Here is a 14,955-nt window from a genome sequence, read left to right on the forward strand (position 1 = left end):
ATCGCTTCCAGCGAGAATGGTGATCGCGGTCAATAGCCGCACAGCATGGGGCGTCCGAACTCACGCAAGTGACACCAGCCAATCGATCTAGTCGCCGTCGATCGCAATTGTTGCCATTTCGATGGGACGGATGCTCGGCGCGTGATCCAGCATGTATCCTCCGACGAGGTGCAAGATGCCGAAGCCGACCAGGACAGCGATTGTCCACGCCTTGAGAGGTGACGATGGTCGCCGAGCGTGGGATCTACCGGTAATTGCCATATCCAAATGACCTTCTTGCGCACGTTCGAAATTCGACCGTCCTCACGAGTAATTCACAGACGCTCACCACTGGTATCGCGCGACACCTTTGCCGGCGTAAGAGCGCGTCACACTAGAAAATTCGCCCTCGAAAGTCGCCGCGATGGACCAGCCGTTGAGCCATTTCATCTCGACCGCCCCGGTGACAAGCGTGGAGCTGGACGCCTGCGCGGCGCCGTTGACGACGAAGCTAGCGCCAGGCAGCGTCTGGAAGGTCGCGCCGATGCTGCGGTCGGGATTGAAGTCATGCGCCCAGGCGGCGCGGCTGCGCAGGGTCAGGATGCCGTCCTGCATCGCAAAGGACTTGTCGGTACGCAGGCCGAACTCGCTGCGGGTATCGATGACGCTCTTCGAATTGTAAGTGAGCGCAAAGATGTTGCTGCCGACGATCGCCTGCTCGGCATAGCTGGGCAGGTCAAACGTCGTGAACTGGCCGGCGGCATAAGCCGTGAAGCCTAAACCCTGCGTCACAAAACGATAGCCGCCTTCGAGCCGGCCCGACCAGGCATTGGCGTTGAACTCGGCGCGCAGCCGGTCAACGCCCGCGACGGTGACCGTACGGTCGGTGGTGATATCCTGCCAGCCATAGGCCAGCGCACCGGTCAGATAGGCCGCCCCCATGTTGTGCCGAATGAACGCGCCTGCCTGGAACAGGTCGGAGCGTCCTCCGCCGAGATTATTGGTGACGGTGAAATTGGTGCCGCCGCCGGCGAGCGCAACGCCGGCCAGCGTGTCCGGCGAGATGCGATAATCGGCGCCGACCGCGGTGCCATAGATGCTGCTGGTGGTGTTGTTCGACCCGAGCGCCGCATTGCCGTCGGTGCTCTGTGATCCGCCAAATGCCGCGGCCCACACGCTCCAGCGCTGTTCGAACGTCGGCGCGTGGTGGTGCCTTGGCATAGATTGCAGCCAATGCGTCAGCCGGCTTGCGTTTTTGCGCGTAGGCCAAGGCTTCCTCGTCGGCATAACCGGCAGCCGTGCCCCCAGAAGAGACGCCGTCGCCGCGGCCCGCGACGAACGGATCGGTCATCACGCCCATGAACTGGTTCATCGCATTGAAGGTGGTCTGCTGCGGCGCGGTGCCGGCTTCGCCGGAAAGCTGCGTGAGCCCGGCGGGCGTCAGGCCGCCGAACACGATCGGAATGCCGCCAGTGCTGTTGAAGAAATTGACGAGGGCGTTGCCGACATTCTGCTGGTTGGCGTTCAGGCCGGCGCCCGGCGGAGGAACGAAGCCGAGCACGAGATTGAGATATGCGTCGTAAGTGCCATAGCTGAGACTTGCCGTGAAGCCCGACGGCAGATCGGTGTTGACCAGCGACGAAAATGTATCGTGCAACGCGACGCCCGCATGGACGATGGTGTATTGCTTCGCGACATAAGTTCCGGGCGCAAAGCTCGCGTTCACCGTCGCGCCGCCGAGCGTCGCCACGCCGATGACGTTGGTGCGGTCGGCATTGGTCGGCGAAACTTGCACCATGTAGCTCGATGCCGCCGTGAACGAGAGGCTGCCATTGACGGTCAACAGACCGATCGAATTGCCGGGCGCCAACGCACCGCCATTGATATTGGTGTTGCCGACGGTGCCGTTGCCCCCGAGCGTTCCGCCGGTATTCACGGTCACGTCGCTGGAAACAGAACCGTTGACCGACAGCAGGCCGCCATTCACCACGGTGGGACCGCTATAGCCATTGGTGCCGATCACCGTGGTGGCGCCGCCGTTCACCGTGAGGGTCATGGTGCCGTTGAGGCTGTCCAGCGTGCCTCCGGTCGAGGTCACCGCGCCGAACAACGCGCCACTCTTCAGCGTCCCGCCCGCCAGCGCCACCGCGTTGACGATCTCCGTAGTCCCGCCGAGATCGACGGTGCCCCCGGTGTTGATCGTCATCGCGCTCGCAGCGCTGAACCCAAAGCCGAAGATACTGACCAGGGTGGCGCCATTGTTGACCGTGGTGGCACCAGTGTAGGTGTTGCCGACGAAAAAGGTGGTACCGCCATTCGCCGTCAGGCTCATGCTGCCGCTCGTGCTGCTGATCGTGCCGCCGGTCGAGGTCACCGCGCCGGTCAGCGCGCCATTGCCCAACGAGCCACCCGCCAGCGTCACATTGTTGATGGTCTGCGCAAAACCGCCGAGATCGACCGTGCCGCCGGTGTTGACGGTCGTTGCGCTGCCGGCACTGAAGCCATTGGCGACGCCGCCGAGCAGCGTCGCGCCGCTGTTGACCGTGGTCGTGCCGGTATAGCCGGTACCAGCGCCGCCCAGCGTGGTGGTGCCACCGTTCGCGATCAGGCTCATGGCGCCGCCGAGATTGCTCAACGTGCCGCCGGTCGAGGTCACCGCGCCGGTCAAGGCACCATTGGTCAACGTGCCACCCGACAGCGCCAAATTGTCGATGGCCTGGCCAAAGCCGCCAAGACTCACGAGGCCGCCGGTGTTGATCGTCATCGCGCTGGCGGCGCTGAACGCATCGGGGCTGGCGCCAAGCAAGATCGCGCCGTTGTTCACAATGGTCGCGCCGGTATACGTGTTGAGGGTGATGATATTGGTGACACCCCCGTTCGCCGTCAGGCTCATGCTGCCGCCGACGCGGCTCAGCGTGCCGCCGGTCGAGGTCACCGCGCTGGTCAATGCGCCGTTGCTCAGCACGCCGCCCGCCAGCGCCACGTTGTTGATGGTCTGCGCAGTACCACCGAGGTCGACGTTGCCGCCATTGATCGTCATCGCGCTGGTGGCGCTGAACGCGCCGGCATTGCCGGCGAGCAGGGTCCCGCCATTGACGACCGTCGAGCCGCTAAAGGCGTTCGTGCCGGTCAGCGTCCAGGTGCTGGAGCCTGCTTTCTCGAAAATGCCGAAGCCGCGATACTGGGCCGAGGCGCCGACGCTGGACGCGTCAAAACTCCCATTCGTGGTGCCGCCGAGCCGCAACGTATCGGCGCTGCTGAAGGCCACTACATTGCCGGTGGTGGTCGATCCAGCCTGAAGCTCCAGCGTATTGGTGCCGCCGGTGAAGGCGATGGCCAGGCCGCCACCGGAGCCGCCGGCGATCGTCCCGCTGTTGACGACAGTGATGTTCGAACCCACCACACCAGTGCCGCCGATGCCGCTGACGCCGTTGGGACCGGTGACGACCCCCGTTCCGGCAAGTCCGGCCGCGCCCGCCGCGCCGCCGGTGATCGTGCCGGCGTTGGTGAGGGTGCCGCCATTGACCAGCAACACGCCCGCGCCGCCATTACCGCCACTGCCGCCTCTGCCGCCAGACGAGGTTTGGGCGTCGCCGCCGGTGCCGCCGGCACCGCCGGTGCCGCCCTGAACCGTTGCCCCCGCACTATTGGTGAAGTTCGCGCCACCGGTTAGAGCAACACCAACGCCGCCGGCGCCGCCGCTGCCGCCCACACCCGCGGAAGCTCCGCCGCCGCCATTGCCGCCGGCACCACCATTGCCCCCGGCAATGGTCGAGGCGTTTGAGCTTGCGGCTGGACCGGTGAACAGGACGCCGCCACCGCCTTCGCCACCACCGCCTCCACCACCGCCACCGCCGCCGCTGGCAAAGGCACTGTCCCCGCCCGTGCCGCCGACCGTTCCCGACACGGGAGCCCCGTTCGGCGCGGCTGGTATCACCAGGCCGAAACTGCCGCCGTTGCCGCCATTGCCGCCGGCCGTATCGGTGCTGCCAGGCTGGATGGTGCCGCCAGTGCCGCCCGCGCCACCAGCGCCCGTGCTGAGGCTGACGCCGCCGCCGCCACCTCCGCCGCCGCCAAATGCGGTTGTAAGGTCTTCATCGCTCCCATGACCGCCGGTTGGAGCTGCCGCGGTGCCGCCGGCGCCGCCGGAACCACCGAAAAATGAAGCACCGCCTTTGCCGCCGTCGGCAAACGCGGGCGTGATTGCGAGGTGGGCCGCAACGAAGGTGCCGCTGAGGATCACCCCGGCCCGCACGAGGGCCGTGCTCGCCAACGCTGCCTTGACTGAAAAGGCGCGCCTTCTTTGCGCCGAGCCATGGTGTCGCAAATCGGGCGGACGCATCGGCTCATTCATCGCTCTATCAGAACCCATCAGCTTCACCGCCGCCGCGCGAGACTTCCCGAAGCGAAGCTGCTCGTCCCGATAGCCTCCGCTGATGGCATGCGCCTGAACCAACTGCCGAATTCAAGATCGGCAGCTGTTCAAGCGCGTCCCATTGAAGTGGAAGATACCGCTGGGGTCACTCGCGAGCGATACGGCAGATGCCGTATTTCATCGTGGGAAAGGAGGCTGATGCACAGTCTCAACCGTGGTCGGGCAATCGCCAATCCGGCGGCAGCTGCCCATCCTTTCAGCAATCACTCTCGATTGATTCCCTGCCGTCAACGCAGGCTGCGACGATCGCTTCGTGCAATTCCTCGCCGGTGATCGGCTTGTGCAGAATGCGATAACCGCTGGCGGTGGCTTCCTTGATGCGCGACGGCGAGGTGTCTCCGGTCACGATCACGGCAGGAACCGAGCGGCCGAGATGGGCGCAAAGCGCCGCGATGGCATCCAGGCCCGTCGCGCCATCTTCGAGGCGGTAGTCGGCGATGATCAGGTCGACCGGAGCATTGCCGGTCATCGTCGCCTCGGCATGCCTCTGCTGCACCTCGGCGGCAGATCGGCCGGCATAGACGCGATGCCCCTGCAGCGTAAGCAACTGCACCATGATATCGCGAACATCCTCCTCGTCTTCCACGACCATAATGCTGACGGCGATGCCTGCGGGTGATACCTTGTTATCAGGCAAGGGAGTTGCCACCGCACTGGCTTGCGGAACCGTAACGGAAAACATCGAACCGCGCCCGGTGACGGAGACCAGCTTCAGCGGATGTTGCAGCAGTGCGGCGGTGCGGCGAACGATGGCCAGGCCGAGGCCAAGGCCTTGCGTGCGATCCCTCGCCGGGTTCTGCAATTGCACGAACTCCTCGAACACTATGGCTTGCTGGTCTGCGGGGATGCCGGGTCCGGTATCCCATATCTGGATTTCCACCGCAGCGCCCCGCCTGCGGCAGCCGAGCAGAACGCCGCCGGATCTCGTGTATCGAAAGGCGTTCGACAGCAGATTGCCCAGCACCCGTTTCAGCATCATGGGATCGCTGTCCACCTTCAGACGGCTTTCGACAACACGCCAATCAAGGCCGCGATCCTTCGCCGCGGGAGCGAACTCGTTGCTGAGCTGGTAGAACAGTTGGGACAGATTCACCGTCTCCCTCTCGACAGTGACGACGCCGGCATCAAGCCGGGAGATGTCGAGCAATCCATTGAGAAGGGCGCTGAGGTTGCCGACAATGGATTTTGCCTTGCCGGCCAGATCGCGTGCGTCGCCAGATTGGACTGCGCCGCGATGCCCCAGCGCCGCGAGCGTGGCGATCAGCAGACTCAAGGCATGGATTGGCTGGCGCAGGTCATGGCTGGCGGCCGCAAGGAAACGCGTTTTCGCACGATCGGCGGCTTGTGCGCGGTCGCGCTCTTCCTCGAGGTGGCTAACCAGCTCGACATTTTCCAGACGCAACCTGATGGTCTCACGCAGCATGCGGTGCGTCGTGCGACAGTAGTAGAAATTGATGGCCACAAGCCCCGTAAGCAGGGAGAGATATGCGCCGGAGGTGTCACCTCCATTGATAAAGGAACGCGCCATGACCGGCAGCACCGTTGCGATGATCGAGCCGACGAGAGCCGGTGGAAAGGCCGAGAGCGACGGAACCGTGCCGCAGACCAGACCGGTCAGGGCAACAGCGGTGAATAAAAAAGGAACGGGCTGTTCAGGAACGAACCCAACCCAGCCGAGCATTCCCCACAGCAGGCCCGACACGCAGGAAAACGCAGCCGCGAGCCACGCCCATCGCAACACAGACGCTGGTTCACGATTCCGGCTGAAGAATCGGCGCGCCGCCAGGACGCGGATGGCGGTGAGCAGATACAGCGCACCGAGCCATCCAACCAACCAGCTCGCCGGTACGGTGCTCCTCAGGACGTACGCCGCCGCCAGGGAGATGAGGATGTTGGAGGCCACCACGCCATAGGAATTGCGATACAAGAGCTCGACGAGCGCCGCGCGTATCCTGTCTTCCTGCATCGAAGCGCTAGCCCGCCGGAAGGCCGAGACGAACCGCGTAGGCGGTCAATTCGGCGCCGCTGTGCAGATCAAGCTTCCGCATGAGATTCTCCCGGTGTTTGCGGGCGGTCAGCGGGCTGATGCCGAGACGGCTGGCGATGTCGCGGTTGGTGGCGCCGTGAGGGATCATCCCCAGGATTTGCCGCTCGCGCCTTGTCAGCGCGATCGGAGACATGATCGTTGCGCTGGGCTCCGGGATTTCGTTCGGGCCGTCATGCTGGTCCACCGTAAAGCGAACCTCCTCTGCGACATAGGTGTTGCCTTTTCTGATGGCATCGATTGCAGCAATGAGTTCGGATGGATCGCCGCTCTTGGTCAAATAGCCAATCGCGCCCGCGGAAAAAGCTGCCCGAACGGAACGCGGCTCGATATTTGCGGTGAGGACAAGTACCCGCAGCTTCGGCCACGTGGCTCTTAGGTTGGCTATGAACTGAAATCCACTTACACCCGGCATGCCGAGGTCGAGGATGAGAAGATCGGCGGAGCTTTCATTCAGCAGCCGGTGGACCGCCTCCGCGTCCGCCGCTTCTCCAGTGACAGTAAGCTCGTCCACGGTCGATAGAAGCTGCTTCAGGCCCTCCCGCATGATGGCGTGATCGTCAGCAATGATCGTCCTCACCAGTCCACACATGTATCGCACCCGCCCACAACGGTCTTAAGATGTCAATCAACGCCAAGCCAGGATCTGGATCCACAAATCTATTTGCCAGATCACTTTAATGCGAAATACGCCCCCTGCCGTATTTTTTGCACGTGGTCGCGCCGGTAATCTTGCTGCGGTTGCTCACCTTAAGATTGCCCGTCGGTTTTAACCGATCAGCTTTGATGAAAGTGGAGATTGAATATGACCAATAGGCAGGACACAAATTCGAAAGCGCCGGCCAAATCGATCGAGAGCCTCAAGGATGCCGCCCAGAATAAGGCACCCCAAATCTTGATGTCTGAAAAGGATGCACTCAACGACAGCTCGCTGGACGATGTGTCCGGCGGTCGCGTGCCTCCCACCCACGGGGCGTGGTAACATCCGGCATGGTCGCCAGGCTTTGATCAAGGCTGGAGATTGGCATGTCCGCTTTGCTCCATTCCCGCGGAGCGGACATGATTAGTTTTTGAGCACATACCTCAGAGACCGCGGTCCCTTCGGATCGCGGGCCCCCGCAAGAGGTGAAGCCCCGAAGCCTTTTTCGATAGCTCTCGACATATCCCAGAAGACTAGCCGCGCGCGCAGGGTTTCGACGTCGGGTATGACTGATCAACATAGATCAAAGTGGAGATTGAAGATGACCAATGGGCAGGATGCGAATTCAACGGCGACGGCGGAGTCTCTGGGAAGCAGTAAGGACGCCGTTCAAAACAACGCATCCCAGATCTCGACGACGGCAGATGGGCTGAGCGATAGCACCCTGGACGATGTGTCAGGCGGCTCTTGGCCGTTCAGTTCAGCAGCGCGAGCCTCCTACTCGGTCAACGGCCCAACGGGTTAGCGAGTAGCCACAACACTTGGCATTGATGAATTTGGAGATTGTGATGACCAACAAGCAGGATACGAATTCGAAACCTGAAGCCGAAGCTCTCAAGGACGCCGCTCAGAACAACGCAACCCAGATCTCAACGGCGCCTGACAAGGATGCGCTTGGCGATAGCTCCCTGGACAAAGTGTCGGGGGGCGGTTGGCCATACTCAACTATGAGTTCTCAGCAGGTCAGTCCGACCATCTGACTTTGACCGACGGCGGGATCGGTTTGGATCTTGCCGGGCCTTTACAATGGCTGATGCTCCTGCGGGCGGGGCATCGGTCATTTGTCTTTGCTTGCTGCTGCACTTGGCGCAAACCGGACCCTGTAAAACGTCAAACAGCCGTGGATGGACGTTCCGACAGAGGTGACGCCAGTCCACGCGACCGCACTAGGTGAAGGTCGTGCTGATCAGCCCGTTGGAGGCCCGAGGCGGTGAAGGACTCTAGGACTGCAGCCGTTTGAAGGTTTAGATTGCTGTTGGTGCTTATGGTCCAACCCAACGTCGAGACTTAACAGCCAACACCTTGCATCGCTATACAACCGGATCTCCGAGCGATCGGCGCCAAGAGTCGACACCAGGACTGATAAGCAAAGTGCAATTACCTTATCAGTTCCAACTGGCTTCAGCTGCAGCCAATTGGGCCAAACGGGCCTCAGCCTTTAGCTGGCTCAAAAAAGTATGGTCCTATAAATAGTAATCGCCTCAGAGTGTGAGATCGCCCGACCGCTGGGAGACGGCAGCAAAAAGAGCTTGATCTCTCGACCTCCAACCTCGATTCGGTCAAACGGCAGGGTCCGGTCCATAGCACGATCATTGCGTCCGACTCTGCGGTAAGCGCTCGAGCGAACTGGCTGCCCCATCGCCATAAGCGACCATTCAGATGCTCGATGGCTCGTGAATGCTAAAGCCTCGATTGAGGGGTGCTGCACCAAGACTTCAACAAAATTTGTGCACTCACCGGGTAACAGCCTGACGATGTCGTCGTCGCTCGAACTGCAATCTCGACCGGCCTTTCTCCGGTAGGTTTGTAAGACATCCTTTATCCACAAACCATTTTGTCGAAGAAAGGCTCGTGCCGCTTCGCCATACTCATGTGCGCTCGCGTCGTCGTTCGGCAGCGCCCTCCCCTGGCCTGCAGCAATTTCGTTCAGCCATAGCCACATATTGTTATGGCCAGAGCCGTAGAAAAATTTGAAATCGAGTTTGTGCACCCGAACCCCTTCACATTTGGGATTCGAGAACCTGGGTGGCGGCGCGGTTCCAACAATTAGCAACCGAACGCCTGAGGGCATGGGCTCGGAATTGTAAGGGTGCGTTTCCGCATACGACATCTTGCCTCTTCCGCCTCGCGGCAACGGCCGACATGGCACGACTGATAAGGAAATGCGTATTTGCTTATCAGTCGGCGAACTGACTCCGTTTCAACGAAAACGTTAGTCCGAAATCCGCATCCGCTTGATGCCGAAGGTTGTCAATCGGCACGTGGCTCTTGAGAGGATGCGTGTGAGACGCGTCGCGAACAACCAGATTTATTTTAAGACAGCAACCTTAACTTCACGGTTTTCGCCGTTAGCCGGTGAACCCGCACGTCGCGTATGACGGCAACAGCCGGTGCCGACCATGGCGGACTGTCTCCGACCTCCCAAGGGCCAGATGGCGGATCAGATAGCGATCGAAGATCGTTCCTAACAGCCTTGATAAGCGAACAATACGGCCCCTCGGCCCCGCAGAAAAAAACACATCGGAATGCCGGGGCTCGCACCAATGGATTTCATAATGTTGCTTTGACGCACGCCCATTCAGCGCTACATACTAGCTTGGGTTGTCGCGGGGCGCACGAAACAGTAAGTCGATGGGGACTACTCTGTGTCTTCCTCGGATAATGGGTTCTTCGAGACAAGTCCCCATTTTTTCCCATCTTTCCTGGACCCGCGCGCCTTTAGCAAAATAAGATACTGCCTAGTAAATTCGGTATTCAGACCGGTGATATTTTCTAACGTTTTGATATCGGTCCATTTCTTTAACTTGAGCTGGTCTTCAAGAAGCTTCATTGCGATTGCGTCATAAGGATCGTCTTCTTCTTTTTTCTTGAGATAGGCGCCAAGCCAAGTTGTCAGAATCGAACCCGCTGTTCCGATCGCCGTTCCTAATACAACCCATGCTCCTTCCGCCATGACCCTCTCCCTCACTCCCAGACGTTATCTTAGCGTTACTACCGGAGGTTACAAGGCCACACCTGCGCCCCTCCATAGCGGCCAGCGCTCCATAAGGGCCTTTCGGCGACTACTTCGTTTCCTCTACGGTAAGGATCGGATCAACAACTTCGACTTTGAAGGCGTCGCCATTCTTTTTCATGAGCCAAGTAGAAGACAATGAGATGCAGCGACTCGGTACGGCAACGGAGCATCTCCTTACGATAGCAACTTCTCATCTGATGACTCAGGTAACACTCCATCTCACTAACCAAGTTTAAGGTCTGCTCGGTCGATTGCTGGTCTCGTAAATCGAAAGGACTCTACTGACCGAACATTCCATCATTGCTCACTACGCGACTGCTCGCGGAGCGCAAACTGATTAGCATCGTGCGTTTTCTTAACAGCCCGAAAACCGACTTCGTTTCGTATGTTTGCTTATCGGTCATCGTCTGACTGAATTTCAATGCGTCGCCTATCACCCGGTCAAACATTCCGGATGGCAAGCTCACGGTTTTCTGTCGAACCGGCACGTACTACGCACGAATCCGACTTTCGGCGGGGTGAAGTATGTCGTTCGGTCGCTGCGGACCGCGATCGATCAGACCACCATGACGGCTGCTATTCCAAATGGGACATCGGGTCGAGCAGCGCTTGCAACAAAAATTCAAACTGTCCTCGACCGTCATTGACAATTATGTCGCTTCCGTAACGTGACCCTGACAGCAAAAGGCAGGCTGCGGATTGCCAAACCCACCCGTCGATGCAAGGATTGCGCTCCTGACGAGGAACAACCCGTGGATAGTCCGACCCTAGTCAAGATATATGGCGTAGTGGGCGCGGCTTTGTTTTCCTTTTCCTTCAATCTGTTCTGGCTTGAGCGGACCGGCGCATCGATTATCAAACAGATTGTGCCACACGCGCGAACGCCCTCCGCGATCCTGATCGGCACGGTCGCAATCGCGTTCGTCTCGTACTTCCTGCTCATGATCGTCGATCGGCACTGGCGCCTCCACGCTACACAGCCTTGGTACAACAAGCTTCCCGGCGCGTTCGTCGATCCGCCGGACCCACGCGATTGGCTGGCGCAAGCCATCAAGCTCTTTGCCTATCTTCTTTTCATTATCGTACCAGCATGTATCGCGGTCCACTTTGTCGATGAGCTGTGGTTCAAGACGGTCGTCGATCGCCAAGGCATCTTCAACGATCTTACCTTTCATTCGATGACGTCGGCCATCCGGGCTGAGGGCGCGTTTGGCGAGCGCTTTCGCATCGGCGACCGCGATGGCGTAAGTTTCTTCCCCGCGATCGAGCCCATTGGAATTAGCCTATTAGTGGCAGCGCAATGCGCGTGGACGCTATTTCAGATAGGCCGCCTTCTGGGATCGATGTATCGACGCAAATAAGGTGCCCACAACTATACGGGGCACGCTGTCAGTCATCCACCGAGCCGCACGCAGGTAGCCCGTGGTTCACACCCGTGGCCCCGCGACAATTGATGATGTTTTTCCCAGGCGGCTTGCATTTGCCCTCGGTGCGGTATTTTTCGGCGAGGTCGCTTTTCACGCCATAGACTATGTAGTCGGCCTCCACCCAGCTTCTGCCTTGCCCAACGCCTTGTTTGGGGGTCCAGGTATAGATGCCGACACCGCGTTCGTTAGTCGTTGCCGACATAAGCGACGCTCTGTCTCCCGTCGCCGGAACCACCGACACCGTACGGATCGATGCCCGGCAGTAGACATAGCCTTGCGGCAACTGGATCGTAAAATGGCCTTCTTCGCCCTCTCTTGTGGCCTGCGGAATGATCGCAAGCACTGCGGAAACCAAGGTCGGCGACACTCCAAGATACGAAGCTGCGCCCTTGAGAACCCCGCTGCAAGCCTGGTTGTTGGCGCATTCTTTGAACACGTCGCCTGGCTGCTTCGGTTGCATGACCGGATCGACTTTTACGCTTGTCGCGACGAAATCGGTCTGCGCGGCAGCGCCCACGCTTGTCATCAGAAGAAACAATGATGACAATACACGAACGTAAGTCATGCTCGTGCCCTCCGATAAGAAATTATGCATGCAATGTGAGAAAGATTATTCCATTGCCGGGGTGAGTCAACCTCTTGTTGCATGAATATCTCAATACGCACACGCCGCACGCGCCGGGATGCCCAACTGGGGGTCGCGACTTGGGTGTTGATTGCCGTAGGGTTGTGGGACTAAAATTGCCGATATTTGACGCATTCGAACTGTTGGAGTGCGGGCATGCGGTCGTTCATTGTGCGGATTTCGCTATTTGCTTTGTTTCTGATTCAGGCAGCGTCGAGCATCGCGCAGAATCCACCACCACCGCTGCCTCCGGCGCAACCCATTGGCGTGGATCCCGCGCTGGGGCCGATGTGTCAGGGGCCTCTGGGCCCAGGCCGTTGTGAAGACGTGCAGCGGTTTCTGCAGATCGAGCAAATAGCGGCACAGATTCAGTTACAGCAAATAGGTTTTGACCAGGCCGTCGGGCCGATTTGCATGGGGCCCCTGGGACCGGGGCCGTGCCTGCAGGTAAGACGATTCATCGCTATGCAGCGGCTTGCGGCCCAGCAGTTTCAGCTTCAGCAAATTGGCACATTGCCAGGCGGCACACCTCTATGCATGGGACCGCTGGGGCCGGGGCCTTGCGATGCAATCCGCAACTACCTGATGCAGCAGAATCAGGGACTGCCGCCGGTACAAGATTTTGACCCGGCCCGGCCACAACTGGTCAACAACGGCAACACGCTCCAGCCCGAGTGTCACGGACCGCTCGGCCCAACGCCGTGTAATCTGGTCGGCCAAATGAGCCTGGACAGGCTAGGAGGACAAGTTCCGCCATCTGGATCATTCGACGTTGCTCCGGGCGGCGATCCTCAAAGGGCCGCGATTGAATGTGCAAGGCGCGTCGGCCTTGATATGAACCAGTTTGCGGGCTGCGTCGGGCAACAGATCATCTTACCGCCAAGGCAACAGAAAATACTGGATTGCGCGGTGACCAGCGCGGACAGCCAATCCTTTGGTACGTGCGCAGCTCCGCTTTTGGGCATTCAGCTTTCCGACGACCAACGGATACTGGCGCAATGCGCGATGAAGACGAACGGCGACCGTAACGCATTTCTCGGCTGCGCTGGCGGGCAATTCGCAAATCGCAATCTCGGCCCTGACGAACAGGCTGTGTTGAACTGTGCCGCGACCGCGGGAGGAGACACGTCACGATTCGCAAGCTGCTCGGCTTCGAGCCTTGCCGACAAACTCTCCGGAGACCAGAAAACGCTGGCAAGGTGTGCCCTTTCCTCCAAGGGTGATCGGAACGGTTTCCTCACCTGTGCAGGCGGAGATTTCCTCCATCGTAACCTAAGCCCGAAGGAACAGGCGGTACTGAACTGCGCTGTAAGCGCAAACGACAGTGTTGTTGAATTTGCCGCCTGTTCAGCTCCACATCTGGGAGTGCGGCTCTCGGAGGACCAACGGGTTGTCGCCAACTGCGCGATGAAATCAAGTGGTGATCGCAACAGCTTTCTCACGTGCGCTGGAGCCACTTTCCTCAACAGGAACCTCGGTCCAAATGAGCAGGCTGTCCTGAATTGTGCGGCGAACGCGCGGGGCGATGCTTCCAATTTCGCAGGTTGCTCAGTAGGTCAGTTGCTTGGCGGGCAGCTGAGCCGCGAGCAGCGAATAGCCGTCGAATGTGCAGCGCAATCTCGGGGCGACATGACGTCGATGGCGACCTGCGCAGGGACCAATATGTTCAATGCGCACTTGAACCCCGAGCAGCAAATTGCCGTGCAGTGTGTCGTCTCGACCGGCGGGCAACCATACGCGGCAGCTGGATGCATGGCATCGCGGCTCACTATCCGCGAGCTTACAAAGTGCATGACCGACGGATTCGGCGGCAACGGTTGCTTTGGCGAGAATAACGATTTGTTTGGCGGCAGAGGGTGGACCGCCCGCACGCTCGGCCAAATCGTAGGCGGACCAAACTCGTTATTCAGAAATCCCGGACAAATCTGGGGTGGCGATAACTCATTCGTGAGAAATCCCGGCCAGATCTGGGGCGGAGACAATTCGTTTGTTCGCAATCCCGCCCAGTTCTGGGGAGGCAACAACTCTGTGTTCAACAACCCGTCCCAGCTCCTCCCGCAGGCGCCGCCGCCGGTGCAGGTTGGCACAATAGGCGGGAAACGAATTTGCCTACCGTGGTGCTAGTCTCAGGGAGCAGTTCCTTGCGCACGCGTGGGTTCAGGCCTTGTTGTCGCAGTTCTGGCCACTCTTGTCGGTACTCTCATGCCGCGTCAGCGCGACAGAAAGGCTTAAGAACCCAGAGCGCCGGCTGGGGCAAGATTGAAATCAGCTTTTGCTCCAGACCGAGGCCGGATGCATTGATTTCCCTCGGTAACGCCTTCGTGGGCTTTAACGAAAGACCTCGGGATCAAGCCCGGGCATTCAGGGCAGTCGGCCATACGGTCGCCGCCTCACCTCCAAAACTCGTAGTTTTTGCTCACTGGGCTCGCCGCCGCGCGACCTCGGGACGATCGCGTTCGCGAGCCGCCATGTTTTGTTTAAAGCTGAGTTTCTCGGTATGCACGAAGCCCCACACTTAGTGGTAGTCGATCTTCAGACCGCGTCCGGCAAGCTCAGCAACGAATCCGCGTATGGTGAAATCGCCGTCCTTGATCCGTTGCGACAGCCAGACTGGTCTCCCAAAACCGCCTTCGCCTAGTGACCGCCCATCTGGCCCGGGTCAACGCTGTGACCATTGTGGCGAACGAAGCGCAGTAGGTCTGTGATCGGTCCACTTACAGACTGATAAG

General features: G+C 59.8%; 10 protein-coding genes and 2 pseudogenes. 4 read left to right on the top strand and 8 right to left on the bottom strand.

Annotated elements, in window-relative coordinates; all coding sequences use genetic code 11:
• Nucleotides 1–324: 324 nt before the first annotated feature.
• The 4 genes and pseudogenes from NLM32_RS34395 to NLM32_RS34405 all read right to left on the bottom strand — a co-directional run.
• Nucleotides 325–1,095 (bottom strand): annotated as a pseudogene (locus NLM32_RS34395) (autotransporter outer membrane beta-barrel domain-containing protein); the annotation flags it as partial.
• Complete coding sequence (locus NLM32_RS46435; RefSeq protein ID WP_375143601.1) at nucleotides 977–4,252, bottom strand: beta strand repeat-containing protein; 3,276 nt, start codon at nucleotides 4,250–4,252, stop codon at nucleotides 977–979. The pseudogene NLM32_RS34395 and the gene NLM32_RS46435, both read right to left, overlap by 119 nt.
• Before the next feature lie 358 nt (nucleotides 4,253–4,610).
• Complete coding sequence (locus NLM32_RS34400; protein ID WP_254133149.1) at nucleotides 4,611–6,380, bottom strand: hybrid sensor histidine kinase/response regulator; 1,770 nt, start codon at nucleotides 6,378–6,380, stop codon at nucleotides 4,611–4,613.
• Between the two features lie 7 nt (nucleotides 6,381–6,387).
• Nucleotides 6,388–7,038, bottom strand: coding sequence for a response regulator (locus NLM32_RS34405; protein WP_254133150.1), 651 nt, complete (start codon nucleotides 7,036–7,038; stop codon nucleotides 6,388–6,390).
• 225 nt (nucleotides 7,039–7,263) lie between these two features.
• Between NLM32_RS34405 and NLM32_RS34410 the strand changes: the two genes are divergently transcribed.
• Nucleotides 7,264–7,440, top strand: a complete 177-nt coding sequence (locus NLM32_RS34410; RefSeq protein WP_254133151.1) for a hypothetical protein — start codon at nucleotides 7,264–7,266, stop codon at nucleotides 7,438–7,440.
• 506 nt (nucleotides 7,441–7,946) lie between these two features.
• On the top strand, nucleotides 7,947–8,138 hold the full coding sequence (locus tag NLM32_RS34415; RefSeq protein ID WP_254133152.1) for a hypothetical protein: 192 nt from the start codon (nucleotides 7,947–7,949) through the stop codon (nucleotides 8,136–8,138).
• A gap of 467 nt (nucleotides 8,139–8,605) precedes the next feature.
• On the opposite strand, the gene NLM32_RS34420 is transcribed toward NLM32_RS34415, so the two are convergent.
• Both NLM32_RS34420 and NLM32_RS34425 read right to left on the bottom strand, forming a co-directional pair.
• Nucleotides 8,606–9,148: a hypothetical protein gene (locus NLM32_RS34420; RefSeq protein WP_254133153.1), complete on the bottom strand. Its 543-nt coding sequence runs from the start codon at nucleotides 9,146–9,148 to the stop codon at nucleotides 8,606–8,608.
• A 648-nt stretch (nucleotides 9,149–9,796) separates the two neighbouring features.
• Nucleotides 9,797–10,111: a hypothetical protein gene (locus tag NLM32_RS34425; protein ID WP_254133154.1), complete on the bottom strand. Its 315-nt coding sequence runs from the start codon at nucleotides 10,109–10,111 to the stop codon at nucleotides 9,797–9,799.
• Between the two features lie 815 nt (nucleotides 10,112–10,926).
• On the opposite strand from NLM32_RS34425, the gene NLM32_RS34430 reads away from it, so the two are divergent.
• Complete coding sequence (locus NLM32_RS34430) at nucleotides 10,927–11,535, top strand: hypothetical protein (protein WP_254133155.1); 609 nt, start codon at nucleotides 10,927–10,929, stop codon at nucleotides 11,533–11,535.
• 28 nt (nucleotides 11,536–11,563) lie between these two features.
• Here NLM32_RS34430 and NLM32_RS34435 read toward each other — a convergent pair whose 3' ends face one another.
• The gene (locus NLM32_RS34435) at nucleotides 11,564–12,166 is read right to left on the bottom strand and encodes a hypothetical protein (RefSeq protein WP_254133156.1); all 603 of its coding nucleotides are present in this window, start codon (nucleotides 12,164–12,166) and stop codon (nucleotides 11,564–11,566) included.
• 216 nt (nucleotides 12,167–12,382) lie between these two features.
• Here NLM32_RS34435 and NLM32_RS34440 point away from each other — a divergent pair, with 216 nt between their 5' ends.
• Nucleotides 12,383–14,350: a hypothetical protein gene (locus NLM32_RS34440; protein WP_254133157.1), complete on the top strand. Its 1,968-nt coding sequence runs from the start codon at nucleotides 12,383–12,385 to the stop codon at nucleotides 14,348–14,350.
• 295 nt (nucleotides 14,351–14,645) lie between these two features.
• On the opposite strand, the pseudogene NLM32_RS34445 reads toward NLM32_RS34440, so the two are convergent.
• A pseudogene (locus NLM32_RS34445) lies at nucleotides 14,646–14,893 on the bottom strand (IS630 family transposase); the annotation flags it as partial.
• Nucleotides 14,894–14,955: the final 62 nt, after the last annotated feature.

This window comes from Bradyrhizobium sp. CCGUVB14 (assembly GCF_024199935.1).
GTDB lineage: Bacteria > Pseudomonadota > Alphaproteobacteria > Rhizobiales > Xanthobacteraceae > Bradyrhizobium.

Coding starts and splice junctions, on each gene's coding strand:
- NLM32_RS34400 (WP_254133149.1), bottom strand. CDS start 6,380: ATGCAGGAAGACAGGATACGCGCGGCGCTCGTCGAGCTCTTGTATCGC.
- NLM32_RS34410 (WP_254133151.1), top strand. CDS start 7,264: ATGACCAATAGGCAGGACACAAATTCGAAAGCGCCGGCCAAATCGATC.
- NLM32_RS34415 (WP_254133152.1), top strand. CDS start 7,947: ATGACCAACAAGCAGGATACGAATTCGAAACCTGAAGCCGAAGCTCTC.
- NLM32_RS34425 (WP_254133154.1), bottom strand. CDS start 10,111: ATGGCGGAAGGAGCATGGGTTGTATTAGGAACGGCGATCGGAACAGCG.
- NLM32_RS34435 (WP_254133156.1), bottom strand. CDS start 12,166: ATGACTTACGTTCGTGTATTGTCATCATTGTTTCTTCTGATGACAAGC.
- NLM32_RS34440 (WP_254133157.1), top strand. CDS start 12,383: ATGCGGTCGTTCATTGTGCGGATTTCGCTATTTGCTTTGTTTCTGATT.